The 26,021-nt window shown below is 60.7% G+C and carries 29 protein-coding genes; 16 read left to right on the top strand and 13 right to left on the bottom strand.

The window, feature by feature from the left end:
- Nucleotides 1-264 precede the first annotated feature (264 nt).
- Together FGA82_RS07625 and FGA82_RS07620 are read left to right on the top strand one after the other, a co-directional pair.
- Nucleotides 265-1,149 (top strand): sugar nucleotide-binding protein, encoded by an 885-nt coding sequence (locus tag FGA82_RS07625; protein ID WP_141126614.1) that lies wholly within the window; start codon nucleotides 265-267, stop codon nucleotides 1,147-1,149.
- Nucleotides 1,142-2,074: an NAD-dependent epimerase/dehydratase family protein gene (locus FGA82_RS07620; RefSeq protein ID WP_141126613.1), complete on the top strand. Its 933-nt coding sequence runs from the start codon at nucleotides 1,142-1,144 to the stop codon at nucleotides 2,072-2,074. The genes FGA82_RS07625 and FGA82_RS07620 overlap by 8 nt, the downstream gene beginning before the upstream one ends.
- Nucleotides 2,075-2,440: 366 nt before the next feature.
- Here FGA82_RS07620 and FGA82_RS07615 read toward each other — a convergent pair whose 3' ends face one another.
- The 5 genes from FGA82_RS07615 to FGA82_RS07595 all read right to left on the bottom strand — a co-directional run bounded on the left by FGA82_RS07615 (nucleotide 2,441) and on the right by FGA82_RS07595 (nucleotide 6,649).
- Nucleotides 2,441-3,139 (bottom strand): OmpW/AlkL family protein, encoded by a 699-nt coding sequence (locus tag FGA82_RS07615; protein ID WP_007910962.1) that lies wholly within the window; start codon nucleotides 3,137-3,139, stop codon nucleotides 2,441-2,443.
- 249 nt (nucleotides 3,140-3,388) lie between these two features.
- On the bottom strand, nucleotides 3,389-3,907 hold the full coding sequence (locus tag FGA82_RS07610; RefSeq protein ID WP_141126612.1) for a DUF3299 domain-containing protein: 519 nt from the start codon (nucleotides 3,905-3,907) through the stop codon (nucleotides 3,389-3,391).
- Nucleotides 3,908-3,918: 11 nt separating this feature from the next.
- Nucleotides 3,919-5,184, bottom strand: coding sequence for an ABC transporter permease (locus FGA82_RS07605; RefSeq protein ID WP_141126611.1), 1,266 nt, complete (start codon nucleotides 5,182-5,184; stop codon nucleotides 3,919-3,921).
- 1 nt (nucleotide 5,185) lies between these two features.
- Nucleotides 5,186-5,896, bottom strand: coding sequence for an ABC transporter ATP-binding protein (locus tag FGA82_RS07600; protein ID WP_016984101.1), 711 nt, complete (start codon nucleotides 5,894-5,896; stop codon nucleotides 5,186-5,188).
- 153 nt (nucleotides 5,897-6,049) lie between these two features.
- Nucleotides 6,050-6,649 carry a DUF2796 domain-containing protein gene (locus tag FGA82_RS07595; protein ID WP_141126610.1) on the bottom strand — a complete coding sequence of 200 codons (600 nt, stop codon included), beginning with the start codon at nucleotides 6,647-6,649 and terminating at the stop codon, nucleotides 6,050-6,052.
- 135 nt (nucleotides 6,650-6,784) lie between these two features.
- On the opposite strand from FGA82_RS07595, the gene FGA82_RS07590 reads away from it, so the two are divergent.
- Nucleotides 6,785-7,144 (top strand): hypothetical protein, encoded by a 360-nt coding sequence (locus FGA82_RS07590; protein WP_141126609.1) that lies wholly within the window; start codon nucleotides 6,785-6,787, stop codon nucleotides 7,142-7,144.
- Between the two features lie 88 nt (nucleotides 7,145-7,232).
- Here FGA82_RS07590 and trxA read toward each other — a convergent pair whose 3' ends face one another.
- From trxA to FGA82_RS07575, 3 genes are all read right to left on the bottom strand, one after another.
- Entirely contained in the window at nucleotides 7,233-8,105 is an 873-nt protein-coding gene (gene trxA / locus FGA82_RS07585; protein WP_141126608.1) for a thioredoxin, read from the bottom strand.
- Between the two features lie 198 nt (nucleotides 8,106-8,303).
- Nucleotides 8,304-8,957, bottom strand: coding sequence for a class I SAM-dependent methyltransferase (locus FGA82_RS07580; RefSeq protein WP_141126607.1), 654 nt, complete (start codon nucleotides 8,955-8,957; stop codon nucleotides 8,304-8,306).
- Complete coding sequence (locus FGA82_RS07575) at nucleotides 8,954-9,418, bottom strand: YbaY family lipoprotein (protein WP_141126606.1); 465 nt, start codon at nucleotides 9,416-9,418, stop codon at nucleotides 8,954-8,956. Before FGA82_RS07575 ends, FGA82_RS07580 begins: the two co-directional genes overlap by 4 nt.
- Before the next feature lie 128 nt (nucleotides 9,419-9,546).
- Between FGA82_RS07575 and nrdR the strand changes: the two genes are divergently transcribed.
- From nrdR to FGA82_RS07515, 12 genes are all read left to right on the top strand, one after another.
- Nucleotides 9,547-10,011: a transcriptional regulator NrdR gene (nrdR, locus tag FGA82_RS07570; RefSeq protein ID WP_007910946.1), complete on the top strand. Its 465-nt coding sequence runs from the start codon at nucleotides 9,547-9,549 to the stop codon at nucleotides 10,009-10,011.
- Nucleotides 10,008-11,141, top strand: coding sequence for a bifunctional diaminohydroxyphosphoribosylaminopyrimidine deaminase/5-amino-6-(5-phosphoribosylamino)uracil reductase RibD (gene ribD / locus FGA82_RS07565; protein ID WP_141126605.1), 1,134 nt, complete (start codon nucleotides 10,008-10,010; stop codon nucleotides 11,139-11,141). Before nrdR ends, ribD begins: the two co-directional genes overlap by 4 nt.
- Before the next feature lie 47 nt (nucleotides 11,142-11,188).
- The gene (locus FGA82_RS07560; RefSeq protein ID WP_141126604.1) at nucleotides 11,189-11,851 is read left to right on the top strand and encodes a riboflavin synthase; all 663 of its coding nucleotides are present in this window, start codon (nucleotides 11,189-11,191) and stop codon (nucleotides 11,849-11,851) included.
- 31 nt (nucleotides 11,852-11,882) lie between these two features.
- On the top strand, nucleotides 11,883-12,974 hold the full coding sequence (ribBA, locus tag FGA82_RS07555; protein WP_007910939.1) for a bifunctional 3,4-dihydroxy-2-butanone-4-phosphate synthase/GTP cyclohydrolase II: 1,092 nt from the start codon (nucleotides 11,883-11,885) through the stop codon (nucleotides 12,972-12,974).
- A gap of 91 nt (nucleotides 12,975-13,065) precedes the next feature.
- The gene (ribH, locus tag FGA82_RS07550; protein ID WP_003228649.1) at nucleotides 13,066-13,542 is read left to right on the top strand and encodes a 6,7-dimethyl-8-ribityllumazine synthase; all 477 of its coding nucleotides are present in this window, start codon (nucleotides 13,066-13,068) and stop codon (nucleotides 13,540-13,542) included.
- Nucleotides 13,539-14,039 carry a transcription antitermination factor NusB gene (gene nusB, locus FGA82_RS07545; RefSeq protein WP_141126603.1) on the top strand — a complete coding sequence of 167 codons (501 nt, stop codon included), beginning with the start codon at nucleotides 13,539-13,541 and terminating at the stop codon, nucleotides 14,037-14,039. The genes ribH and nusB overlap by 4 nt, the downstream gene beginning before the upstream one ends.
- Before the next feature lie 27 nt (nucleotides 14,040-14,066).
- Nucleotides 14,067-15,032 (top strand): thiamine-phosphate kinase, encoded by a 966-nt coding sequence (gene thiL / locus FGA82_RS07540; RefSeq protein WP_141126602.1) that lies wholly within the window; start codon nucleotides 14,067-14,069, stop codon nucleotides 15,030-15,032.
- Nucleotides 15,029-15,532 (top strand): phosphatidylglycerophosphatase A family protein, encoded by a 504-nt coding sequence (locus FGA82_RS07535; RefSeq protein ID WP_007910933.1) that lies wholly within the window; start codon nucleotides 15,029-15,031, stop codon nucleotides 15,530-15,532. The genes thiL and FGA82_RS07535 overlap by 4 nt, the downstream gene beginning before the upstream one ends.
- Before the next feature lie 37 nt (nucleotides 15,533-15,569).
- Nucleotides 15,570-16,322, top strand: coding sequence for a substrate-binding periplasmic protein (locus FGA82_RS07530; protein ID WP_141126601.1), 753 nt, complete (start codon nucleotides 15,570-15,572; stop codon nucleotides 16,320-16,322).
- A 222-nt stretch (nucleotides 16,323-16,544) separates the two neighbouring features.
- Nucleotides 16,545-17,162 carry a GTP cyclohydrolase II gene (gene ribA / locus FGA82_RS07525; RefSeq protein WP_016984117.1) on the top strand — a complete coding sequence of 206 codons (618 nt, stop codon included), beginning with the start codon at nucleotides 16,545-16,547 and terminating at the stop codon, nucleotides 17,160-17,162.
- Nucleotides 17,159-17,578, top strand: a complete 420-nt coding sequence (locus FGA82_RS07520) for an MFS transporter (RefSeq protein ID WP_141126600.1) — start codon at nucleotides 17,159-17,161, stop codon at nucleotides 17,576-17,578. The genes ribA and FGA82_RS07520 overlap by 4 nt, the downstream gene beginning before the upstream one ends.
- Complete coding sequence (locus FGA82_RS07515; protein ID WP_141126599.1) at nucleotides 17,578-18,378, top strand: cobalamin-binding protein; 801 nt, start codon at nucleotides 17,578-17,580, stop codon at nucleotides 18,376-18,378. Before FGA82_RS07520 ends, FGA82_RS07515 begins: the two co-directional genes overlap by 1 nt.
- A gap of 114 nt (nucleotides 18,379-18,492) precedes the next feature.
- On the opposite strand, the gene FGA82_RS07510 is transcribed toward FGA82_RS07515, so the two are convergent.
- The 5 genes from FGA82_RS07510 to FGA82_RS07490 all read right to left on the bottom strand — a co-directional run bounded on the left by FGA82_RS07510 (nucleotide 18,493) and on the right by FGA82_RS07490 (nucleotide 24,918).
- A complete protein-coding gene (locus FGA82_RS07510; protein WP_141126598.1) occupies nucleotides 18,493-20,379 on the bottom strand; it encodes a TonB-dependent receptor domain-containing protein in 1,887 nt (628 codons plus the stop codon).
- Nucleotides 20,380-20,543: 164 nt separating this feature from the next.
- The gene (gene dxs, locus FGA82_RS07505; RefSeq protein WP_141126597.1) at nucleotides 20,544-22,442 is read right to left on the bottom strand and encodes a 1-deoxy-D-xylulose-5-phosphate synthase; all 1,899 of its coding nucleotides are present in this window, start codon (nucleotides 22,440-22,442) and stop codon (nucleotides 20,544-20,546) included.
- A 91-nt stretch (nucleotides 22,443-22,533) separates the two neighbouring features.
- Nucleotides 22,534-23,421, bottom strand: a complete 888-nt coding sequence (gene ispA / locus FGA82_RS07500) for a (2E,6E)-farnesyl diphosphate synthase (protein ID WP_141126596.1) — start codon at nucleotides 23,419-23,421, stop codon at nucleotides 22,534-22,536.
- Complete coding sequence (locus FGA82_RS07495) at nucleotides 23,418-23,660, bottom strand: exodeoxyribonuclease VII small subunit (RefSeq protein ID WP_141126595.1); 243 nt, start codon at nucleotides 23,658-23,660, stop codon at nucleotides 23,418-23,420. The genes ispA and FGA82_RS07495 overlap by 4 nt, the downstream gene beginning before the upstream one ends.
- Nucleotides 23,661-23,772: 112 nt before the next feature.
- Entirely contained in the window at nucleotides 23,773-24,918 is a 1,146-nt protein-coding gene (locus FGA82_RS07490) for a Fic family protein (RefSeq protein WP_141126594.1), read from the bottom strand.
- A 279-nt stretch (nucleotides 24,919-25,197) separates the two neighbouring features.
- Here FGA82_RS07490 and FGA82_RS07485 point away from each other — a divergent pair, with 279 nt between their 5' ends.
- Nucleotides 25,198-25,989 carry a YfaP family protein gene (locus tag FGA82_RS07485; protein WP_141126593.1) on the top strand — a complete coding sequence of 264 codons (792 nt, stop codon included), beginning with the start codon at nucleotides 25,198-25,200 and terminating at the stop codon, nucleotides 25,987-25,989.
- Nucleotides 25,990-26,021 lie beyond the last annotated feature (32 nt).

The following is a 26,021-nucleotide window of genomic DNA, read 5'->3' as shown; positions in this document are numbered from 1 at the left end:
TGGGATCTTCAGCGTCTGGCCTGGCCTCTTCGCGAGCAAGCTCGCTCCCACAGTGGATTTGTGAGCGCCGTAAATCCCTTGTGGGAGCGAGCCTGCTCGCGATGGTGCCAGTCGAAGCGCTACAAATATCCGGGATCTACACTTTACGGATGACGGTTGCGCACTAAACCCGCAAAATGCAACGATTCCGGTAATTATCGACGACGGTTCCACGAGATCCGTCGCTAAAGCCATCGTTCCAATCAGACTGGGCCTGCTGACTCTATGCGAATGCGCCTTATGTTACTGGGCGGCGGAAATGCCCTTGGGCAGGCGCTGATTCGCCTCGGTGCAGAGGAAGACATCGGTTTCCTCGCCCCCCGCCCGCCCGAAGACGGCTGGGATGCCGCGAGCCTGACGCAACTGCTCGACGACACCCGTCCCGATGCATTGATCAATCTCGCCTACTATTTCGACTGGTTCCAGGCCGAAACCGTCAGCGAAAGCCGCATGGCCGGGCAGGAACGTGCAATAGAGCGTCTGGCCGAACTGTGCCAGCACCACAATATCGTCCTCGTCCAGCCCTCCAGTTATCGGGTGTTCGATGGTTCGCGTGCCACGGCGTACAGCGAAAAAGACGAGCCGGTGCCACTGGGGCTGCGCGGTCAGGCGTTGTGGCGCATCGAGCAAAGTGTGCGCGCCACGTGCCCGCAACACGTTTTGCTACGATTTGGCTGGTTGCTCGATGACAGCATGGATGGCACCCTCGGGCGCTTCCTCGCGCGTGCCGAGCAGCCGGAAGAATTGCTGCTGGCCGATGACCGCCGTGGCAATCCGACCCCGGTCGACGATGCCGCGCGAGTAATCATTTCGGTGCTCAAGCAACTCGATTGTGCCGCGCCGTTGTGGGGCACTTACCACTACGCTGGTCACGAAGCGACCACGCCGCTGGCGCTGGGCCAGGCGATTCTGACCGAAGCGCGCAGCCTGCATGCGCTGGCCATCGAAGCGCCGACCGCTCAGGCTCACGCCGCGCGACCGGACGCTGCCGAAGAGCCGCAACACGCTGTATTGGCCTGCAAGAAAATTCTGCACACTTTCGGGATCAAGCCGCGCGCCTGGCGTGCCGCTCTCCCGGGCTTACTGGATAGGTTCTACCGTCATGGCTGAAGGGACTGTTTTAATCACCGGCGGAGCCGGCTTCATTGGCTCGCACCTGACCGATGCCTTGCTCGCCAAGGGGCATTCGGTGCGCATCCTCGACGACTTGTCGACGGGGAAACGCAGCAACCTGCCGCAGGACAATCCGCAGGTTGAACTGATTGTTGGTGACGTCGCTGATGCGGCGCTGGTGGCCAAGGCCATGCAAGGCTGCAGCGCTGTCGCGCACCTGGCGGCCGTGGCGTCGGTGCAGGCGTCGGTGGATGATCCGGTGAAAACTCACCAGAGCAATTTCATTGGCACGCTGAATGTCTGCGAAGCCATGCGTCTGGCCGGGGTCAAGCGTGTGGTGTATGCCTCAAGCGCAGCGGTGTACGGCAACAATGGCGAGGGCGAGTCGATAGATGAGGACACGCCCAAAGCCCCGCTGACGCCTTACGCCTCGGACAAACTGGCGGGCGAACATTATTTCGATTTCTATCGCCGCCAGCATGGTCTGGAGCCGGTGATTTTCCGCTTCTTCAACATCTTCGGCCCGCGCCAGGACCCGTCCTCGCCGTATTCCGGAGTGATCAGCATCTTCAGTGAACGCGCACAGAAAGGCTTACCGATTACCGTGTTCGGCGATGGTGAACAGACGCGCGATTTCCTTTATGTCGAAGATCTGGTCGATCTGCTGGTACAGGCGATCGAAAAGCCTGAGGTGGAAGTCGGCCCGGTGAACGTCGGCTGGAATCAGGCGATGAGCCTCAAGCAGATGCTTGAAGCGCTGCAAGCGGTGGTCGGTGAGCTGCCACCCGTCAGCTACGGACCGGCGCGTTCCGGCGATATCCGGCATTCGCGGGCGAACAATGCTCGTCTGCTGGAACGCTTCAAGCTGCCACAGCAGACGCCGATGAGCGTGGGTTTGGCGCGGTTGCTCGGTCGAACCTGAAAAGCCCCTCACCCTAGCCCTCTCCCAGAGGGAGAGGGGACTGATCGAGGTGTACTTTCGAGTTACGCCGACGTGAAATACCGAGTCGAACTGAGATTTTGAAGAACACACAAATCGGCTCCCTTTCCCCCTCTCCCTGAGGGTGAGGGCTGGGGTGAGGGGGAGATCCAACTCACGCCACACATTTGCGGCAGACATGAAAAAGGCGCCCTTTGACAGGCGCCTTTTTCACGGCCGGAATATATGTCGCTACTCCTGTGGCGAGGGGATGTTATCCCCCGATCAACTGCGTAATGTCGCCGTCAGTTCTATGCCTGCTCACCACCAAGCCTCATTCACCACCACGTGAACGTTCGGTAACTCGACTTAGAACTTATAGCCCAAACCGACCATGTAGATGAACGGATCCACATCCACGTTCACCCGTGCGCGAGTGCCTGGTGCAACCGCGTTGTTCTCGACGGTGGCGCGGGTGTCGATATCGATGTAGCGCACTTGGGCGTTGAGCATGATGTTATCGGTCAGCATGTAGTCAGCACCGACCTGCCAGGCCAGACCCCAGGAGTTTTTCGCCTTGAAGTTGCTGAAACCGTTGGCGCTGGCTTCGCTGCCAACGTGCTCGTCGTAGATCCAGGTGTAGTTGATGCCACCGCCGACGTAAGGCTGGAACGGCGACTTCGAGTCCAGCGGGTAGTACACAACGCTGAGGGTTGGCGGCAGGTGTTTCAGGGTGCCGAGCTTGCCATTGGCCGCTGGCAGGGCAGTGCCTTTGAGCTTGACGTCATGCTCGAACGGCGTCGCTGCGAGCAGTTCGAGGCCGACGTGATCGGTAAGCATGTAGGCGAAGTTCAGACCCAGTTGGGTGTCGCTGCTCATGGTCGCCTTGCCGCCCAGATTGGTGCCGCTCAACGGACCCTGATCGACCTTGACGCTGGAACTGTCGGCCTTCGGGTTGACGGTGATCGCGCCGGCGCGGATGAGGATGTCACCGGCTTCGTGGGCGTGGGCGAGCGGGGCTGCGAGCGCGAGGGCAAACAGCGAAGCGCTGAGCAAGGACTTGTTCATGGGGGCTCCGAAAGGACGTTAAAAATGTTTGATGTCCTATGGTACGAAGCCAACTGATACGGTCTTTTGACTCAGCTCAATGAAACAGTGAAGGGGCAGACTTTTGCGGAACCTTTGCGGGCCCCATCGCTGGCAAGCCAGCTCCCACAGGTTTTGTTGGTGATCACAAAATTTGTGAACGACTCAATCACTGTGGGAGCTGGCTTGCCAGCGATGGGGCTTTTACAGACAGCACAAAACTACCGGGAATTACTCCGGCAGCTCATACACATAAATCTTGTCGGCATCCATCTGATAGCCGGCATCCGCCAGTTCGCTGCTCGACGCCTTGACCTGCAACGGCCCCTCGACCCAGTACGGCTGATACAGCTCATCAAGCTTCACGCCCAGCTCGCTTTTGACATGCACAATCTGGTTCGACGGCGGTGGCGGCACATGGATGCACGCGCCGAAATACGGCACCAGCAAAAAGTCTGTGGTGCGCCCTTCTTCGTTGACTTCCAGCGGCACGATGTAGCCCGGCAAACGAATGTTCTGCCCGTCGAGACTCTGTACCACCGGCGCATTCGGCATGTCCTGCTTCGCCGCTGGCGCCGCCTCGGCAGATAACGCGTCGCTCATCTTCGACATGTCGTGCAGCGGCGTCATGTTCGGCACTTCCGGCGCGGCGTCCGGCGGGATCATCTCCGACCACGTCAGGTCTTTCGGCGCCGCTGCCCACACGGGCAGGGCGATCAACAACAGCAGCGCGAGTGCAGCGCGTGGCATGGTGAACATCCTCATAAACGGATCGACAGGCCATCGGCCAAGGATTGGCGATAAGCGCGCCAGGCCGGCACGCTGCCCATCAGCAGCGCGGCGGCCAGAATGCCACCGAGCAGCGTCCATTCATACTCGCTCGGCCATGCCAGCGGCAGGAACAAACCGTAATTGGCCTGGACATAGCCCTGCGCAGCGGCGATGCCGATGTACAGCAAAGCAAGTCCGGCAATCACACCGGTCAGCGCCAGGGCAAACGCCTCGAGCACCAGCAGACTCGCGATATGCCACGGCCGCGCCCCGACTGAACGCAGAATCGCCATCTCGCGGCGCCGTTCGTTGAGGCTGGTGAGAATCGCCGTGAGCATGCCGATCAACCCGGTCAACACCACAAACAACGAGACCACGAACAGCGCTTTTTCGGCAGTGCTCATCAGGCTCCACAACTCTTGCAAGGCCACGCCCGGCAGAATCGCCAGCATCGGCTCGCCACGGAATTCGTTGATCTCGCGTTGCAGCGCAAAGGTGGAAATCTTGCTGTTGAGGCCGAGCATGAACGCGGTGATCGCCTGCGGCGTCAGGTCCATGTTGCGCGCCTGATCCGCCGTGATCCGGCCGTTGCCGCGCGCCGGCACGCCGTTGTGCCAGTCGATGTGAATCGCCTCCATGCCACCGAGGCTGATGTGCAACGTACGATCCACCGGGGTGCCGGTGCGCTTGAGAATGCCGACCACGGTGAACGGTTTGTCGTCATGTTTGACCAGACTGATCGCCGCCACGCCGTGGGCCAGCACCAGTTGGTCGCCGAGTTTGTAATGCAGCGCATCGGCGACTTCTGCGCCGAGCACCACTTCAAACGGATCAGTCGCGAAAGCGCGACCGTCGGCCAATTCCAGATGCTGCTGGCGACCGTACTGGTAATGCTCGAAATACGCTTCAGTGGTACCCATCACTCGGTAGCCGCGATGGGAGTCGCCGAGGGACATCGGGATCGCCCACTTCACTTTCGGGTTGTTGGCGAAGTGTTCGAAGCTGTCCCAGCGGATGTTGTTGGTGGCGTTGCCGATGCGGAACACCGAGTACAGCAGCAGATTCACCGAACCGGAGCGGGCGCCGACGATCAGGTCGGTGCCGCTGATGGTGCTGGCGAAACTGGCTTTGGCCTCGGTACGTACCCGCTCAACGGCGAGCAACAGGCAAACCGAGAGGGCGATGGCAAAAGCCGTGAGCAAAGCGGTGAAGCGGCGGTTGGCCAGGCTGGCCATGGCCAGACGAAACAGATACATCTCAGACCTCGGCAGACGTGGCGGCGCGATTGAGTTCGGCCAGGGACAAATGACGGTCGAACAGCGGCGCCAGACTCTGATCGTGGCTGACGAACAGCAGACTGGATCCGGCCTCGCGGCATTCAGCGAACAGCAGGCGAATGAAGTTTTCCCGGGCGTCGTAATCCAGCGCCGAGGTTGGTTCGTCGGCGATCACCAGTTCTGGCTGGCCGATCAATGCGCGTGCGGCGGCAACCCGTTGCTGTTGGCCAATCGACAGTGAATCGGCGCGACGGCTGAGGATGCTTTCATCCTTCAAACCCAAGTGGGCGAGGAGGGTGGCGGCGGCTTGATCGACGCTGCCGTGGCGCTGTTTCGCCCGTTGCGCGCGCAGTTTGGAAAAGTGACAAGGTAGTTCAACGTTCTCGCGCACCGAGAGGAATGGCAGCAGGTTGAACTGCTGGAAGATGTAGCCGGTGTGGTCGACGCGAAAAGTATCGCGAGCGCCGGCAGAGAGTTCGGTGAGTTCCTGGCCGAGCAGACGAATGCTGCCGCGACCGGGTTTCTGCACGCCGCCGAGCAAGCCGAGCAAGGTGGTCTTGCCGCTGCCGCTGGGGCCTTTGAGGAACAGGGTTTCGCCGGCTTCCAGGCGGAACGCCGGGATGTCCAGCAACGGCGGGTGACCGGGCCAGTTGAAGCCCAGGTCGGACAGTTCGATGAGTGCTTGGGTCATGGCACCAGTTTCATGGGTTTTCATAGCCCCTGTAGGAGCTGCCGAAGGCTGCGATCTTTTGATCCTGATCTTCTTAAAGCAAGATCAAAAGATCGCAGCCTTCGGCAGCTCCTACATTGGATCGCGGTGGATCACAGGGGATTTTCGGTGTTATCAGAATTTCAGCGCGGCAGCCTTGGCTGTCACTTCAGTACCTTGCTGGCCGCTGGCGCTGATCAGTTGTACCTGAATTTTCTGCGTCGCCGGGAAGGTATTGAAAATGTTCGCCAGATCCAGCGTCTTCAATGCACCCGGTGCGGCACAGCTGAATTGGTAATGCGCGTGGATTTCGCTGTGGTCATGGTGATGCTCGTGACCGTCCTTGTCCGCTTCATCGTCGCCATGGTCGTCGGCATCCGGCTTGTCGCCGAACAACGGGCTTTCGAGTTCCTGGCTGACCACTTTGCAACCGGCTGCGGCGGGCAGGCTGAACAGGGTCAACGGTTTTTCCAGTTGCGCACGGGCAGCAGCGACTTTGGCTTTATCGGCATCGGTGGAGGCAACGTGTTCGAAACCCACGAGGTTCATCGCCGGGCTTTCCAGCTCAAGCTCCAGGGTCTGACCGTCGAGCGCAGCGTTCAGGCGACCAACGCCATGTTCATGTGCGCCGAGGCTGCCGTGTTCATGGTCGTGATCGTGGTCATGCTCATCAGCCGCATGGGCGATGGCCAGCGGCAACAGGGCAAACGGCAAAGCGAGCAGCAGACGACGCATGGCGGTCTCCGGGAAGTAAAGTGAAGAGTTTGTTATGTAATCTTATAACGAAAGTGCGCAGAGTTTGCCCGTGCGCTTGGCGTTGCACAAGTCCCGTGGGAGCATGCAGGTCAGAAAAGTGCGGGAGCGAACTCAATGTTGCGGATACGCGGAACCGTCGGCGATGTGCCGGTGGACTTGACGGTGGAACTGGATGACGGCGACTGGGCGAAGCTCGGTTCGGCACTGAATGGGCAGGCGCCGGTCGCTGAATCTGCAGCGGTCGCGGCAGCCCCTGCGGCGAAACCGCTTAATCAGGACGATGCCTTGTGGCAGTTGGCCAAGGATCTGTTGCGCAAGGCCGGGCAGCTCAGCGGTCCGGACCTGCTTGATCAACTGGAAGGGCTGACCGGCAGCGCGGTGGCAGGTAAACGCTTGCTGGTGCGCCTGCGCCACAGTTCGGACGTGAAAGTCGTGAGCGGCGGGGATACGCCGCTCTACAGCTGGATCGAGTGAACCGTAAAGGATCGCAGCCTGCGGCAGCTCCTACAAGGATGTACACGGTTCCAATGTAGGAGCTGCCGAAGGCTGCGATCTTTTGATCTTAATAAAGCGCAGCAAACATCTTGCGGCGGTAAACGCTGACCAACGGATGATCGTTGCCCAGCAGCTCGAACACCTGCAGCAAGGTTTTGTGCGGCAAACCTTCGCTGTAGCTGCGGTTGCGGATAAACAGCTTCAGTAGTGCATCCAGCGCCGCCTCATACTGCTGGCGAGCGAGCTGCTGAATCGCCAGTTGATACACCGCCTCATCGTCCTGCGGATCTTTCGCCAAACGCGCTTTCAAGTCAGCCGCATCCGGCAGATCGCGCGCCAGACCGAGGAACTTGATCTGCGCCTTGGCTCCGGCCAACGCAGCCTTATGCTCATCGCTCTTGACTGCATCCAGCACGGTTTGCGCTTCGTCCAGCTCGCCGCGTTCAGTCAGGCAGCGCGCGTAGAGGATCTGCGCCTTGGCGTTAGTGTTGTCTTCAGTGAGCATCACCACCAGCGCCGCTTCGGCGTCGGCGTAACGGCCGTCATCGAACAACGCCTGAGCCTGCTCGAAGGGATCGGCCGCAGCGGGTGGCGGCATCTGCACATGCGGCTCAAGCAGAGCGCGGACGGCGGACTCTGGTTGTGCACCGGCAAAGCCGTCGACCGGTTGACCGTCCTTGAACAGCACCACGGTCGGCAGGCTGCGTATGCCGAAGCGGGCGACGATGTCCTGCTCGATGTCGCAGTTGACCTTGGCCAGCAGCAATTCACCCTGATAGCTCTCGGCAATGCCTTGCAGCATCGGCATCAGCGCCTTGCACGGCGCACACCATTCGGCCCAGAAATCCACCAGCACCGGTTTGTTGAAAGAAGCCTCGATCACCGACTGGTCGAAATCGGCCGTCGTGGCGTCGAAGATGTACGGCGTTTGCTCGCTCATGGGGGATCTCGTAGAAGCGTGGATGGGGCAACTATACGGCTTGGCGGGGTGTGGCCGGAAGCGGGGCAGATTTGAGAGGTGTATCGCTAGGCAGGACGCCATCGCTGGCAAGCCAGCTCCCACAGGGTTCTGTGTCGTATACGAAATGTTGGTTCGACTCGGTCACTGTGGGACCTGGCTTGCCAGCGATGCTTTTGGCTAGCGCCGCGCGTGGTACAGGCTGACATGCCGAAATTCCTCAGGCTCGGCCAGATCCGGCAACGTCATCGCCTCAAGCATTTCAATGCGTTCATACAACGGATGGCGAAAATCCCGAACCCGCGAATCCGCGACCAACGCCTCGCGGCCACGGCTCAAAAATGCATCGAGCAACGGCAGATTCGCCCGGTCATACAACACATCCGCCACCAGAATCAGATCAAACCGATCCGCCTCGGCGAAGAAGTCCGTTGAATAACTCATCTGCACATCATTGAGCTCGGCGTTCGCCTTACACGCGGCAATCGCTAACGGATCGAGATCGCAGGCCACCACTTCCAGCGCGCCGGCCTTGACCGCCGCAATCCCGGCAATCCCGGAACCCGCGCCGAAATCCAGCACGCGTTTACCGCGCACCCACTCGGGAAACTCCGCCAGATACCGCGCCACCGCCAGACCACTGGCCCAGCAGAAACCCCAATACGGTGGCTCGTGCAGAATTCGCTGAATTTCTTCCTGGCTGAACTCGCGATCCATGTTGTCGCCATCGATCAGCCATAGCTGTAAATCAGTGTCCGGCAACGCACAGACCTTGAGTCTGGCGTCGCCGAGCAATTGACCTAACGCCTGTTGCAGGTCTAGCGGTGCATTCATGGTGCTTTGACAAATTGCAGTTGGCCCAGCGCCTGAGTAGTCGGCTGGGTGATGGTTTGCGACGGCAGATGCAGAATCAACTGCCCGGACTGGCTGGCGCGGCCGCGCAGCTCAACCCGCACGCCAGCCGGGAAGGCGTCCGGGTTGAAGCGCAGGCGAAACGGCAGAATCTGGTTATTGCCGATCAGGCTGGAACTGGCGAGCAATTGTTGCGGGCGATCCTTCTCGTCGATCACCAGCAGCGCCAGCTCAACTTCGGCGCCGGCCGGCACGCCTTGCAGGGTGCCGCTCAGTTCACGTTGATAGGCCGGCAGCGGGCCGAGGTCAGCAGCCTCTTTGGCTTTTTTCTGCGCTTGCTGCGGCGCCGGGCCAGGCGTTGGCGGCTGGGGCTTGGGTGCATCGCTGCCACAGGCCACCAGCAGGCTGAAAAGACTGAGCAAAACGAGCGGACGTAACGGCATTGGATGCTCCGGCAAAATGAAATCCATGGATCAAACGATCATGCCGTTCTGTATACCGCAAAGCCTATGGCTTGTCTTGCCACCGGGATGCGCTACCATGGCCCTCCCTTTTTTTGTTGCCAGCCACCATGCACTGTCCCTTCTGCGGTGCCAACGACACCAAGGTCATCGACTCGCGTCTGGTCGCCGAGGGCGAACAGGTGCGCCGCCGGCGTGAATGCCTGGCCTGCGGCGAGCGTTTCACGACATTCGAGACGGCCGAACTGGTGTTGCCGCGCCTGATCAAAACCGACGGCAGTCGCCAACCGTTCGACGAAGAAAAACTCCGCGCCGGCATGCAACGCGCCCTGGAGAAACGTCCGGTGAGCGTCGAGCGCCTCGAATCCTCTCTGGTTCACATCAAGCACAAGCTGCGCGCCACCGGCGAACGCGAGGTCAAATCCCTTGTGGTCGGCGAACTGGTCATGGCCGAATTGCAAAAGCTTGATGAAGTCGCCTACATCCGTTTCGCCTCGGTGTACAAGCGCTTCCAGGACCTCAACGAATTCCGCGAAGAGATCGACCGCCTCGCCCGCGAACCGGTGAAAGAATGACCACCGTCGCCGAGCAGGCCGTCCTCGACGCCCACTTCATGGCGCGTGCGCTGGAGCTGGCGCGCAAAGGTCACTACACCACCCATCCCAATCCGCGGGTCGGCTGTGTGGTGGTGCGCGATGGGCAGATTGTCGGCGAAGGCTGGCATGAACGCGCCGGCGAACCGCACGCCGAAGTCCATGCCCTGCGCGCCGCCGGTGAGCTGGCCCGGGGCGCTACCGCTTACGTGACCCTCGAACCGTGCAGCCACCATGGCCGCACGCCGCCGTGCGCTGATGCACTGGTGACTGCCGGTGTCGGCCGAGTCGTGGCGGCGATGCGAGATCCGAATCCGCAAGTCGCCGGTCGCGGTTTGCAGCGCCTGGCCGATGCCGGCATCGCCACCGAAAGTGGTGTGCTGGAAGCTGAGGCGCGCAAACTCAATCAAGGTTTTCTGAAGCGCATGGAACACGGCTTGCCGTTCGTGCGGGTCAAGTTGGCCATGAGCCTTGATGGGCGCACGGCGATGGAAAGCGGTGAGAGTCAATGGATTACCGGCCCGGCCGCACGTTCGGCCGTCCAGCGTTTGCGCGCTCAGGCCGCCGTGATCCTGACCGGCGCCGACACCGTGCTGGCCGATGGCGCGCGCTTGACTGTTCGCGCTGACGAACTCGGTCTGGACAGTGAGCAAACCGCGCTGGCCATGAGCCGTCCGCCGCTGCGCGTGCTGATCGACGGGCGCCTGCGGGTGCCGCTGGATGCGCCGTTCTTCAAGGCTGGCCCGGCGTTGGTCGCCACCTGCGTCGCGATCGAAGAGCAATACGCTCACGGCCCCGAGTGCCTGATCGTGCCGGGTGAGGACGGACAGGTCGATCTGCATCAATTGCTGATTGAACTGGCTAACCGTGGCGTCAACGAGGTGCTGGTCGAAGCCGGCCCGCGTCTGGCCGGTGCTTTTGCTCAGCTCGGTCTGGTCGACGAGTTCGTGATCTTCATCGCCGGCAAGTTTCTCGGCTCTTCGGCGCGTCCTCTTCTGGACTGGCCGTTGGCTTATATGAAGGATGCGCCGGAGCTGAAAATCACTGAAATTCGCGCGGTGGGCGATGACTGGCGAGTCACTGCCATCCCTGCTCAAGCGGCGAGCGTATAATTCCCGGCCATCGCGTTAGCGCTGGCTTAGTTCTCAAGGAGAACCCCATGTTTACCGGCATCATCGAATCCATCGGCAGTATCCGCGCACTGACCCCAAAGGGCGGTGATGTGCGGGTCCACGTCGCCACCGGCAAGCTCGACCTGAGCGACGTCAAACTTGGCGACAGCATCGCGGTCAACGGCGTCTGCCTGACTGCGGTCGAGCTGCCGGGCGACGGCTTTGCCGCCGACGTCAGCCGTGAAACGCTGGACTGCACCGCCATGAACGACCTGAAAAGCGGCAGCCCGGTCAATCTGGAAAAAGCCCTGACCCCGACCACCCGTCTCGGCGGGCATCTGGTCAGCGGCCACGTCGACGGCGTCGGCGAAATCGTCTCGCGCAGTGACAATGCCCGTGCCGTGGAATTTCGCATCCGTGCGCCGAAAGAGCTGGCCAAGTACATCGCCCACAAAGGTTCGATCACTGTCGACGGCACCAGCCTGACCGTGAACGAAGTCGATGGCGCCGAATTCATGCTGACGATCATCCCGCACACCCTGAGCGAAACCATCATGGCTTCTTACAAGCCAGGTCGCCGGGTGAATCTGGAAGTCGACTTGCTGGCGCGTTATCTGGAGCGTCTGCTCCTCGGCGACAAGGCCGCAGAGCCGAGCGCTGGCGGCATTACTGAAAGCTTTCTGGCCCAAAACGGCTACCTCAAATCCTGAAGCTCTAAATTCGAAAGAAGGGGGGTGCCTTGTGGCGCTCAATAGCATCGAAGAACTGGTTGAAGACATCCGCCAAGGCAAGATGGTCATCCTCATGGATGACGAAGACCGCGAGAACGAAGGCGACCTGATCATGGCCGCCGAATGCTGCCAGGCCGAACACATCAACTTCATGGCCAAGCACGCCCGTGGCCTGATCTGCATGCCGATGAGCCGCGAGCGCTGCGAACTGTTGAAGCTGCCACTGATGGCGCCGCGCAACGGTTCCGGTTTCGGCACCAAGTTCACCGTCTCGATCGAAGCCGCCGAAGGCGTCACCACCGGCATCTCCGCCGCTGACCGTGCGCGCACCGTGCAAGCGGCGGCCGCCAAGGACGCCAAGGCTGAAGACATCGTCAGCCCGGGCCACATCTTCCCGCTGATGGCCCAGGCCGGCGGCACCCTCGCTCGCGCTGGCCACACCGAAGCCGCTTGCGACCTCGCGCGCATGGCCGGTTTCGAGCCGAGCGGGGTGATCTGCGAAGTGATGAACGACGACGGCACCATGTCCCGTCGTGCTGAACTCGAAGAGTTTGCCGCTGAACACAACATCAAGATCGGCACCATCGCCGACCTGATCCACTACCGGATGATCCACGAACGTACCGTTCAGCGGATTGCCGAGCAGCCACTGGACAGCGAACTGGGCCAATTCAACCTGGTGACCTATCGTGATTCGGTGGAAGGCGACGTGCACATGGCCCTGACCCTGGGCACTGTTTGCGCCGAAGAGCCGACGCTGGTTCGCGTGCACAACATGGATCCGCTGCGCGACCTGTTGATGGTCAAACAGCCGGGCCGCTGGAGCCTGCGCGCCGCCATGGCTGCGGTTGCCGAAGCGGGCAGCGGTGTGGTGCTGTTGCTCGGTCACCCGCTCGACGGCGACGTGCTGCTGGCACATATCCGCGAAACCGGTGATCAGGCTGCGCCGAAAAAACCGACGACTTACAGCATCGTCGGTGCCGGTTCGCAGATCCTGCGTGACCTTGGTGTACGCAAAATGCGCCTGATGTCCGCGCCAATGAAATTTAATGCGATATCCGGTTTCGATCTGGAAGTTGTAGAATACGTGCCCTCCGAATAATGACCGGTTGTTTCCGGACGCCAATTCGCGGCAAATAAATCACTGAGGGACGCGTAGCAGACGCGTCCCGGCTCTTTAAGAGAACTGACGAATGACCCTGAAGACCATCGAAGGTACCTTCATCGCCCCTAAAGGCCGCTACGCTTTGGTAGTGGGCCGCTTCAACAGCTTCGTTGTTGAAAGCCTGGTCAGCGGTGCAGTTGATGCCCTGGTTCGCCACGGCGTGAGCGAAAGCGACATCACCATCATCCGCGCACCTGGCGCCTTCGAAATCCCGCTGGTTGCGCAGAAAGTCGCCCAGAAAGGCGAGTTCGCAGCAATCATCGCCCTGGGCGCAGTCATTCGTGGCGGTACTCCGCACTTCGAATACGTGGCGGGCGAATGCACCAAGGGCCTGGCCCAGGTGTCCATGGAATTCGGCGTGCCGGTCGCTTTCGGCGTCCTGACCGTAGATTCCATCGAGCAAGCCATCGAACGTTCCGGCACCAAAGCCGGTAACAAAGGTGCCGAAGCTGCCCTGTCCGCTCTGGAAATGGTCAGCCTGCTGGCACAGTTGGAGGCCAAGTGATTAGCGACGAAAGCGATCGTTTCAACCCGCGCGAACCGCGTCCAACCGACGCCGGCAAGCCTTCGAAAAGTGAAAAGCGCCGCGCTGCCCGTCAGTTGGCGACGCAAGCGTTGTACCAGCGCCACATGGCCAGTACTTCGCTGAACGAAATCGAAGCGCAGTTTCGCGTCGACAACGATTTCACCTTCGCCGATGCCAGCTACTTCCACGACATCCTGCACGGTGTTCCGGCCAATCTGACCGAGATCGACAATGCGTTGGCGCCGTGCCTGGACCTGGCCATCGAAGAACTCGACCCGGTTGAGCTGTGCGTACTGCGCCTGTCCACTTGGGAACTGCTCAAGCGCGTCGACGTGCCGTACCGCGTTGTGATCAACGAAGGGATCGAACTGGCGAAAGTCTACGGTTCTACCGACGGTCACAAGTTCGTCAACGGTGTGCTCGACAAGCTGGCCCCGCGCCTGCGTGAAGCTGAAGTGAAGGCGTTCAAGCGCTGATCGGCGCTTGAATCCTTTGTCTCAGCCATGGGCGAGTTTGAGCTGATCCGCAATTTCTTCGCCGCCGCGCCTTGTGCGCAGGGCGGCGAAGGCGTTGCTCTGGGGATTGGCGACGACTGCGCCTTGCTCGCTGTTCCCTCCGGGGAACAACTGGCAATTTCTACCGATACGCTGGTGGCCGGTGTGCATTTCGCCGACCCCTGCGATCCGTTTCTGCTCGGTCAGCGCTCGCTGGCCGTTGCGGTCAGCGATCTGGCCGCCATGGGCGCCACGCCCGTTGCCTTTACCCTTGCCCTGACTGTACCGACGGTGACCGCCGATTGGCTGCAAGCCTATGCCCACGGTTTGAACCGCATGGCGCAGAGCTGCGGCGTTGCGCTGGTGGGCGGCGACACCACGCGCGGGCCGTTGAGTCTGACGGTAACGGTGTTTGGTCGAGTGCCGGCGGGTCAGGCATTGACCCGCAGCGGCGCGAAACCGGGCGACTTGCTCTGTGTCGGCGGTGAGTTGGGCAATGCCGCCGGCGCTCTGCCGCTGGTGTTGGGGCAGCGTGACGCCGAGCCTGATATCGCCCAGCCGCTGCTCGATCATTACTGGTCGCCACAACCGCAACTGGCCCTCGGTCAGGCCCTGCGTGGCAAAGCTACCTCAGCGCTGGATATCTCTGATGGTCTGCTCGCCGATTGCGGCCATATTGCGCTGGCCTCAAAGGTGCGGCTTGAGATTGAACGCGAGCGCGTACCGCTGTCGGATGCATTAGTGGCGTTTCTCGGTCAGCGTGGCGCCGAGCGTGCAGCGCTGAGCGGTGGCGATGATTACGTGCTGGCGTTCACTCTACCGTCCGTCGAGTTGCCGCCGCTGCTGGCCAATGGCTGGCCGATCCATGTGATCGGTCGCGTCGCAAAGGGGCAGGGCGTAGTCTTGCTGGACCGCGAAGGGCACGACATCACCCCGCAAATCCGGGGCTATCAACATTTTCAGGAGACACCGTGACAGATCACCCGAAACAGGTTCCGGCCGAATTCGTTCCGCCGTCGGTCTGGCGCAATCCCTGGCATTTCCTCGCGTTCGGCTTTGGTTCCGGCACCCTGCCGAAAGCCCCGGGCACGTGGGGCTCGTTAGTTGCGCTACCCTTTATCCCGTTGTGGCAAATGTTGCCTGACTGGGGTTACTGGCTGATGCTCGGGATCACCATGCTGTTCGGCTTCTGGCTGTGCGGCAAAGTCGCCGATGATCTGCGGGTACACGACCACGAAGGCATCGTCTGGGACGAGATGGTCGGGATGTGGATCACCCTCTGGCTGGTACCCGAAGGCTGGTACTGGTTGCTCGCGGGTTTCCTCGTGTTCCGCTTCTTCGACATTCTCAAGCCATGGCCGATCCGCTGGATCGACCGGCATGTGCATGGCGGCGTCGGCATCATGCTCGACGACGTGCTGGCCGGCGTGTTCGCCTGGCTGGCCATGCAGGGACTGGTGTGGATTTTCGCCTGATCTCAAGGGATATCAGGGTCAAGTAAGGGGACTAGGGATGGCTCGACGCTGGTTGGCGCTGCTGGTTTTTGCTTTGCTGAGCACTGTTATCAGTGCGCAGGAAGCTGCGCCGACGCCGGCGGTCATCCATCTGGCCAGCGAAGATTGGGAAGACTACACCGCCGCTGACGGCCATGGCCTCGGTTGGGATGTGTTGCGCAAAGTGTTCGAACCGGCCGGGGTGAAGCTGGACCTTCGCACGGTGCCTTACACCCGTTCGGTTGGTCTGGTGCAGTTGAAAGAGGTCGATGCGTTGGTCGGTTCCTATCGCGATGAAGCCGATCAAGTGCTGTACCCACGCTGGAATTTCGATTCCGATCACATCTACGCGTTGGGTCTGGCGAGCAATCCTTCGCCCACCCAGGCGACGCTGGGCAAGTATCGGCTGGCCTGGGTGCGCGGTTATCGCTACGAAAACTACTTGCCTAATATCAAGCGTTACAACCAGATCGAGCGGCGCACCGGCATTCTGTCGATGCTCAAGCAGGGGCGGGCGGATTACTACATTGATGCGCTGACCGAGATTGAAGCGGTGGTGAAAACCGCAGCTGATCCATCCCAGTATCGTTATTCACACCTGGCCGAGTTGCCGCTGTTTCTCGGCTTCGCCGACACGCCTCAGGCGCGGGCGCTGATGGCGCTGTATGACCAGCGTATGGAGCAACTGGTGAAGAGCGGCGAGTTGAAGCCGATCTTCGAGAAGTGGAAGCAGCCGTATCCATTCGCTACGGGCGCGACGAATCCCCTGTAGGAACTGCGGCACGCTGCGATCTTTTGATCTTGATCCTAAAAGCCAGATCAAAAGATCGCAGCCTCGTTTCACTCGACAGCTCCTACAGGGATCCATGTCGACCGGGTAGTTATCAAACTTTTTGATCGTTATGCCCGATAATTCAGCCTAAGCGTCTGTAGGAACCTGCTGTTACAATGCCGGCCTGCGAATTTTCAGACTCTTTAGATCAGGAGCACACCGGTGCCTGTCGTCTTTGTCGCCGCTTCCAAGCTGCCAACGCCTTTTGCGCAATTCACCATGCACGGTTTTCTCGATGAAGCTACCGGCCGCGAGCACGTCGTGCTGAGCCTGGGTGAAATTGCCGACGGTGCCCCGGTTCTCGGCCGTTTGCACTCCGAATGCCTGACCGGCGATGCCTTGTTCAGCCAGCGTTGCGACTGCGGCTCGCAACTCGAAGGCGCCCTCAAAGCCATCGCCCGCGAAGGCCGTGGCGTATTGCTTTACCTGCGTCAGGAAGGTCGCGGTATTGGTCTGCTGAACAAGATCCGTGCCTACGAGTTGCAGGACGGCGGCGCCGACACCGTTGAGGCCAACGAGCGTCTGGGCTTTGCTGCTGACCAGCGCGACTACGCCATGTGCCTGCCGATGCTGGAGCACCTGGGTGTGAAATCCCTGCGCCTGATGACCAACAACCCGCGCAAGGTCAAAGCCTTGACCGACATGGGCATTACCGTCGCCGAGCGCGTGCCGCTGCACACCGGGCACAACCCGCACAACAAACTCTACCTGGCGACCAAAGCCAGCAAGCTCGACCACATGATGGGCAATGAGCATCAGGGCGAGGTTGATCGCGCGTGACTCGCGGTCAGGTGCGGCGCCGATTGTCGGTCGACTGGTGGAAATACCTCGCGCTGGCGCTGCTGCCGTTGTTCGTGCTCAACGCGCTGTTTGGTCAGGGCGAAGGAATTCTGCCAGTACTGGCGATGCCGTTTTTCATTGCTGGTGTGGCGTCGATGTTTGTCAGCCTGAAGTTTTTCGGCCGCTACAAACACGCACTGATCGCCACGCAAAAAGCCCTCGATACCCCGGATGAGCCGGCCGCGTGGATTGCCCTCGCTGCGCGCCGTCGCACTGCGTTTCTGGCGGCAGCCTTGCCGGCGTGGATAGGTGCGCTGGCGGTTTTCGTCGGTCTCGAAGCGGTGCCGCTGATGCTGTTGGCGCTGTCCACGGCAGTGCTGTTCTACCTCTACCGTATCCCGCGTCAACTCGGCTGATGCGCCGTCTGTGGCTGGCGGTTCTGCTGTTGGCCGTCAGTGGGTCTGTGCTGGCGCAACTGCGGGTTGTCAGCCTCGCACCGTCTCTTTCTGAAATCGTCGTTGAACTGGATTCGGCTGATCTGTTGGTCGGCGTGCTGGATGCCGGCGAGCGTCCTGCTGAAATTGCCAGCGTCCCCTCAGTCGGTCGCTATGGCCAACTCGACATGGAACAGCTACTGAGCCTCAAGCCTGATTTGTTGTTGCTGTGGCCCGGCAGTGTCGGCCCGGCGCAGCGTGATCAGTTGAAGCGCTTGGGCATCCCGACCTTCGTCGCCGAACCGCATTCTTTAGAACAACTCGCCACCCAGATAGAGGCCATTGCCGCGCAATTGGGCCGACCTGAGCGAGGGGTGAAACGGGCGGTGGAGTTGCGCAAACAACTCGTTGAGCTGCGCCAGCGCTATCGCCGCGATGTGCCGTTGCGGGTCTTCTATCAGGTTTGGGACAAGCCGCTGTACACCGTCGGTGGCGGGCAGATCATCAGCGATGCGCTGGAGGTATGCGGGTCGCGGAATGTGTTCAGTGATTTGAGTCTGCCGGCGCCGCAGGTGAGTATTGAGGCGGTGTTGCAGCGTGATCCGGAGGTGATTCTGGCGAGTGATCAGGCGCAGCTGAATGCGTGGAAGGCTTGGCCGCAAGTGGTAGCGGTGAAGCAGGGGAAATTACTCTTGGTCACCGACAAAGGCCTTGAGCGCCCAAGCGGCCAAATGATCAGCGCCACCGCCAAACTCTGCCAATTGATCGCGCCGGACAGGTAACCCTGTAGGAGCTGCCGAAGGCTGCGATCTTTTGATTTTGCCGTTTGACTGAGTTGGAATCGCCGAAGATCAAGATCAAAAGATCGCAGCCTTCGGCAGCTCCCACAGTGGATTTCAGTGGATTTCGGGAGTCCAGGTCACCCCAAACATCCACACCCGGCCTTCCTCGCGATAACCATACTGACTGCCGTCATAGCTGTAATTTGCGCGGCTGTAACCCTTATCAAAAACGTTATCGACCTTCAGATCCAGCTTGATCTCGCGGTTCAGCGCCCAGCTGCTGCGCAAGCCGAACAGCGCATAGCCGCCCAGCGCCTGCGTATTGTCCTTATCGTCATAACTGCTGCTGACCGCCTGCCAACTGGCGCCGAGGCTGATTTGGTCAAACTGTCGATCCAGATCCCAACTCACCGTGCGCCGCGCACGCCGGGCCAAGGTGTGCCCGGTATCGCGATCACGCGGATCGATGATCGAAACGCCAAGGTTGCTCTGCCAGCCAAACAGTTCCTGCTTCAGCGCTGCTTCGAAACCGTTGATTCGCGCCGAAGCGACGTTCTCCGGACGTGAATTGCTGCCGAAGATAATCGCGTCCTCCAGGTCCGTACGGTAAATCGACGCCTCGAGGCGGCTGCTGTCGGTCAACTGGCTGCGCCACTGCAGCTCGTAGCTTTTCGAGGTTTCCGGTTTCAGATCCGGGTTGCTGAAATCCGGGTAGTACAGGTCGTTGAAGGTCGGCGCACGGAAGCCTTCGCTGTAGCTCAGCAACAGATCATTGTCCGGGTTCAACGGCAGGGTGAACGTGCCGCTCCAGGTATTCTGGCTGCCGAATTGCTGGTTATCGTCATGGCGCAGCCCCAGTTCCGTGGAGAAGCTGTCGGCGTGATAACGATGCTGAATAAACGCGGCGCGGTTCCAGCGGCTGTCTTCGTCGAACGCGGTGCTGCTGTTGACCCGGTCTTCGTACCAGTCGCCGCCGAGGATCAAGCTGTTGCGCGCGTCCAGTGTCAGGTCGTTCTGCCAGTTCACCGAGTCGCGGTAGGTGTTGAACACCGTGCGCTCGTCGCTGAGCTTGTCGAGGGTCTTTTCGCGGTTCTCGGTATGGCCGAACTCGACGCGGGTTTTCCAGGTTTCGTTGACCCGCGCATCGATGTAACTGCTGACGCTACTGACGTTGAAATCGCTGTACGGCTGCTGTTGCACCGATTCGAACGTGTTCATGTCGAAGCGGCCGAACGGGTTGTCGAACTCGCTCTTGCCACGGTTATCCAGCAGATTGGCGCCGATTTCGATGTCATCGGTCAGCGCATGGCTGAGACTCAGGCTGATGGATTTGTTGCGATAGGCATCGTGATCGCCATCGCTCGGGTATGACTCGTTAGTGCGGTCAATCCCGGCAGTTTCATTGAGGCTGGCGCCGAGGTTGAAACGGGTTTGCTCATCGCCGCCGGACAAACCAACGCTGCGCTCCCAGGTCTGGTTGCTGCCGAAGCCGACGTGCATCCGTGGCTGCAAGCCTTGCTCGGTGCCGCGCCGGGTGAAAATCTGAATCACCCCGCCAATCGCATCGCTGCCGTAAATTACCGACCGCGAACCGCGCAGTACTTCCACGCGCTCGATCTGTTCGATGTTCAGGTGTTGCAGATTGCTGTCACCGGAGGTCGAACTGCCAATGCGCTGGCCATCGACCAGCACCAGACTCTGCGCTGACTGCGTGCCGCGAATGTAGATCCCCGGCAAGCTGCCGCGCCCGCCGGCCTGCGCCACTTGCACGCCAGGGACGCGCCGCAGCAGATCCGGCACATCGCTCGGTTGCAGGCGGTCGATGTCTTCGCGGGTGAACACGGTGTTGGCGGCGCTGCTGTCGTTCCGCGCTTCGACCTGTCGGTTGGCGGAGATCAACGTGTCCGGCAGCTTCAACGCCTGATCACGCTCGAAGTTATCGGCGAGAACATTAGCGGACGGCAGCAAGAAGAAGGGCAGGGCGAGGCGCGAGAGTTTCATCGGTGGTCCGTTGACGCTTGGGGCGGATTCAATTTGGCAGTGACACAAACCACTGTGGGAGCGAGCTTGCTCGCGAATACGGTGTGTCAGTCAAAAATGAGTCGACTGACAGTCCGCTTTCGCGAGCAAGCTCGCTCCCACAGGGTTTTGCACAAGTATTGCGTTTATTTGTCGAGTAAGGCCAGACGCTCACGAATCGACGCTTCGATCCCGGCCTCGTCCAGCCCGCACTCGGCGAGCATTTGCGCAGGCTTGGCGTGCTCGACGTAGACATCCGGCAAGCCCAGATGCAGCATCGACTTGAGGATGTTCTCGCGTGCCAGGAACTCGCTGACCGCGCCACCGGCGCCGCCCATGATCGCGTTCTCTTCGATCGTTACCAGCAACTCATGGCTGCCGGCAATCTCGCGCACCAACTCTTCATCCAGCGGTTTGACGAAACGCATGTCGACCACTGTCGCATCAAGCTTCTCAGCAACTTTCAGCGCCTCGGCCAGTTGCACACCGAACACCAGCAAGGCGACTTTGCTGCCCTGACGACGAACGATGCCCTTGCCGATTTCGATCGGCTCGAGGTCTTTCTCGATGGTAGCGTTCGGGCCATTGCCACGCGGATAACGCACTGCCGCCGGGCCGTTGTAGAGGTGGCCGGTGGTGAGCATTTTACGCAGTTCGTTTTCATCGCTCGGGGTCATGATGACCATGCCCGGGATGCAGCGCAGGTACGACAGATCGAAGCTGCCAGCGTGAGTCGGGCCGTCTTCGCCGACCAGACCGGCGCGGTCGATGGCGAACAGCACGTCGAGGTTCTGCACCGCCACATCATGGACGAGCTGGTCATACCCGCGCTGGAGGAACGTCGAGTAGATCGCCACCACCGGTTTTGCGCCTTCGCAGGCCATGCCGGCAGCGAACGTCACCGCGTGTTGCTCGGCAATCGCCACATCGAAGTAGCGCAGCGGGAAACGCTCACTGAACGCGACCAGATCCGAGCCTTCCTTCATCGCCGGGGTGATCCCGACCAAGCGTGGATCGGATGCGGCCATGTCGCACAGCCATTCGCCAAACACTGCCGAGTATTTCGGCCCGCCGGCTTGCTTCGGCGCGGCGGCCGGAGCATCCAGTGGTTCGAGTTTGGTGATGGCGTGGTAACCGATCGGGTCGACTTCCGCCGGGGCGAAGCCTTTGCCTTTCTTGGTGACGATGTGCAGGAACTGCGGGCCTTTCAGATCGCGCATGTTGCGCAGCGTGGCGATCAGGGTCGGCAGGTCGTGGCCGTCGATCGGGCCGATGTAGTTCCAGCCCAACTCTTCGAACAGGGTGCCGGGCACCAGCATGCCTTTGGCGTATTCTTCGGTGCGGCGGGCGATTTCCCAGGCGCCGGGCAGGCGCGACAGGACTTTCTTGCTGCCCTCTCGCATGCTTGCGTAGGTGCGGCTGGAAAGGATCTTCGCCAGATAATTCGACAGACCGCCGACATTGCGTGAGATCGACATGTCGTTGTCGTTGAGGATCACTAGCATGTTGGCGTTGACTTCCGGCGCATGGTTCAGCGCCTCGAAAGCCATGCCGGCGGTCAGTGCGCCGTCGCCGATCACCGCAATCGCCTTGCGATCACTATCTTGCAGGCGGGCGGCAATCGCCATGCCCAGCGCAGCGCTGATCGAGGTGCTGGAGTGGCCGACGCCAAAGGTGTCGTACTCGCTCTCGGAGCGACGCGGGAAAGCGGCGATGCCGTCCTTCTGGCGCAGGGTGCCCATGCGCTCGCGGCGACCGGTGAGGATCTTGTGCGGATACGCCTGATGCCCGACGTCCCACAGCAGACGGTCGTCCGGCGTGTCGAAGACGTAATGCAACGCGATGGTCAGCTCGATCACGCCCAGCCCCGCCCCGAAATGCCCACCGGTCTGACCGACCGTGTAGAGCAATTCCAGGCGCAACTCATCGGCCAGGGTTTCCAGCTCGGCTTCGCCTAACCGGCGCAGGCCGTCCGGCGTGTTAGCGCGGTCGAGCAGGGGCGTGGTCGGGCGCTTGCGGGGAATCTCATGAAACGTCGTGGGCATCAGGCGAATCGTTATAGGTATAGAAGATGCGGCAGTTTACCTGATGCATCGCCCCCTGCCCACGCGTTGGTCTTTTTTGGCTGATTCGCCGTCAGCTGCGGCGCTCGACGATATACCGGGCCAGCTCGCGCAACGGCTCGGCTGCCGCGTCAAACGGTCGCAGGGCGTGCAGGGCCTGGTCGCGCAGTTCCAGCGCGTAGGTCTTGGCGGCGTCGAGACCGAGCAGCGCCGGGTAGGTCGGCTTGTCCCGAGCGATGTCGGCGCCCTGGCGTTTACCGAGGGTTTCGGTATCGCTTTCGACGTCGAGGATGTCGTCCTGCACCTGAAAGGCCAGGCCGATCGCCTGTGCATAAGTCTGCAAGGCCTTGAGTTCATCCTTCTCGGCACGGCCGCTGGCCAGAGCGCCGAGCTTGACGCTGACTTCGATCAGCGCGCCGGTCTTGTGCCGGTGCATCTGTTCGAGGGCTTTCTGATCGAGTTTGAGGCCGACCGAACCAAGGTCGATGGCTTGACCGCCGACCATGCCTGCCGGGCCGGCGGCGTTAGCCAGCGCGGTGACCATTTGCAGGCGGATGTCGCTGCTGCAGTCGCTCAGGCGCGGGTCGAGCAGGGCGCTGAAGGCCAGACTCTGCAAGCCATCACCGGCAAGAATCGCGCAGGCTTCATCGAATTTTTTGTGGGTGGTCGGCTGGCCGCGACGCAGATCGTCGTCGTCCATCGCCGGCAAGTCATCGTGAACCAGCGAATAAGCGTGGATCAGCTCAACCGCGCAGGCTGCGCCGTTGGCCTGTTCAGCCTTGCCACCGAGCGCTTCGCACGCGGCGTAGGCGAGCAGCGGACGCACGCGTTTGCCGCCGTTCATCACGCTGTAGCGCATGGCTTCGTAAAGCCGCGCCAGTTCCGGCAGCGGCGCATTGAACAGGGTTTCCAGAGCGGCGTTGACCCGGGTCTGGCTGCTCGCCGTGTACGCCGCAATCATTCTGACTGTTCCGCGTCGAAGGGTTCCTCGGCGAGTTCGCCATCGCGCTCCAGCAGCACCTGCACCTTCTGCTCGGCTTGCGCCAGCGCTGCCTGGCAGTCACGGGTCAGGCCGATGCCCTGCTCGAAAGCGGTCAGCGAGTCTTCCAGCGACAATTCACCGTTCTCCAGACGCTCGACCAATGTTTGCAGGTCGGCGAGGGACTGTTCGAAATCCAGTGCAGCTTTTTTGCGGGCCATGGCGGCGATTTCCGGTTGACGTTAAACCGGCGCGACACTAGCAGATAGGGGGGTTATGGGCAAATGAGCAGGCCGGCCCTCAAGGGCAAAAATGACTCTGTGGCGGTTGGGTTTAACGTGCTGCTCTGTCCGGATAATTGATCTGGTAACGCGTGCTACGGCCACCTCCCGGCAAGCGTTGCAGGCAACCTTTCTCCAGCAACTCCGCGAGGTGTCGGGTCGCTGTGGCCTTCGATACTTTCGCCACCGCTTGATATTGTCCGGCGCTGATACCGTGCTCAAAGCCCCGCTCACCGCCGTCGAGCAGGCGGTTAAGCACTTTGACCTGCTCCGCCGAAAGTTCGGACTCGCGGTGTGCCTGCCAGAAGCGTGTCTTGCCCAGCACGCTTTCTATCCGTGCGATGGCTTGTTGCAGGCTGCGTAGCAAGGTTTGCAGGAACCATGTGAGCCATTCAGTGATATCCAGTGTGGCTTTTTGACTCGATTCCAGAATCCGATAGTAGCCGGACCGATCATCCAGAATGCTCGCCGACATGGCGTAGAAACGGATGGTTTGCGCTTCGCCCTGTGCCAGCGCCAGATCAGTGATGGTGCGGGTCAGACGACCGTTGCCATCATCGAACGGATGCAAGGTGACGAACCAGAAATGGGCGATGCCCGCGCGTAGTATTGGGTCGAGTGCTGTCTGATGCTGGCTGGCCTCGAACCATTGGAGAAATTGGTCGAGCTGCTGTTCAAGACCTTTACCAGGTGGCGCCTCGAAATGAACCGTTGGACGATCAATGCGACCCGATACCACCTGCATTGGCTCGTCACCGCGTAGTGCCCCCACATGCATTGCGCGTGCAGTGAGGTCAGCCTCTTGATCGGGAAACAGCCATTGGTGCCATTCCAGCAAGCGTTCCAGCGTCAACGGTTCGGCAAATCTACGGGTGGCATCAAGCATGAGCTGCGCCAGACCTTCACTGCGTTGGCTGACTTTATCGCCTTCGATCAACTCCAGGCCCAACCGTCGCGCCAAAGATGAGCGTACGGAGCCGGCATTCAGTTGCTCTCCTTCGATGGCTGAAGAGGTCACGATGTTTTGCAGCAAGGCATCCAGTTCAGTTTGGGCCCCCAAGGCGTTACCTACCGAACCGGCCATCCCCATCAACTGGCCTTGTGCCTGAACACACTCGCGCAACAACGGCGTCAGGCGTTCTGCCTGCCAGTTGAAGTCGGGCCAATCGGGCTGCTGCCAGATCCAGTGAGTTGCCATTCGTTGCCTGCCTTGAGTCCGTGAGCCGAATAGAAAAAGCTATTCGGCTCATTTTGTGAGCCGAATATGACGCCTATTCGGCTCACCGTCCACCGCGTCGGCTTTATTCCTACGGTAAAAGCACATGTATCCGATTGTTAAAAAACCGCCGAATCGCTAATCTTCGCGCCTTCTACGACCCCATAGTCACGGGTCTTTCAGACGAAACGCAGTTTTCACCGCTGTGAAGTACCGAGGATCGGGTGCAAGGTTTCGTTCAGGCATGGCAGGAGGCATCACATGCGTTCATTTCTTTGGCTGCTGATCGGGTTGGCCTGCGCGCCCGCGCTGTGGGCCGCGCCGAGTGCGGAGCTGTCGGAGCCGGTGGGTGGCTGGCGCTATCACGGCTTGCTCGATCGCACGGAAAACCCGCAAGTCGCCTACCCGACGCCGCCGATCGATCGCGGCATCCAGCGTAATCGCACGATGATCCAGGGCCAACTCAAGGCCATAGGGCACATGCGCCCGCCGCACAGCCTCGCGGTGAATGGCAATCCACTGAATCTGTACACCGACGATCAGGGCCGTTTCGCCCGGCCGTACGCGTTCGGCGCGGGCTCCAACAGCGTCGAGGTGATCAGCGCCGAAGGCCAGTCGCTCAAGCGCGTGCAATTTTATGAAGCAAACAATTTGCGCACGCCGGCGCGGATTCGTCTTGTCTTGGGATGGGACGATCCGAAAGCCGAACTCGATCTGCACATTGTCACTCCCGACGGTCAGCATGCGTTCTGGGCGCAGCCGGCGCTGAGCAATGGCGGCGGGCTCGACCCGGATGGCGTCGATGGCCCGGGCCCGGAAATGTTCACCATGACCGCGCCGCTGCATGGCACCTATCTGGTTTACGTCAACTACTGGGGCAACTTCGGCAACGGCGGCTATAACTTCGAGGAGACCAGCAACCAGAACGAGGTGATCACCTCGCAAATCACGCTGGTGCTCAACGAAAACACCGTCGACGAAAAACGCGAAACGTTCATCGTTCCCCTGCGGGCGATCGGTGATCTGCTGCTAGTCAAGACTTTCAACTATTAAGCATTTAAGCATCCCGCCACGGATGAAATCCT

Source organism: Pseudomonas fluorescens, from assembly GCF_005938625.1.
Taxonomy (GTDB): domain Bacteria; phylum Pseudomonadota; class Gammaproteobacteria; order Pseudomonadales; family Pseudomonadaceae; genus Aquipseudomonas; species Aquipseudomonas fluorescens_BD.
This window is presented reverse-complemented; position numbering and strand designations above follow the sequence as displayed.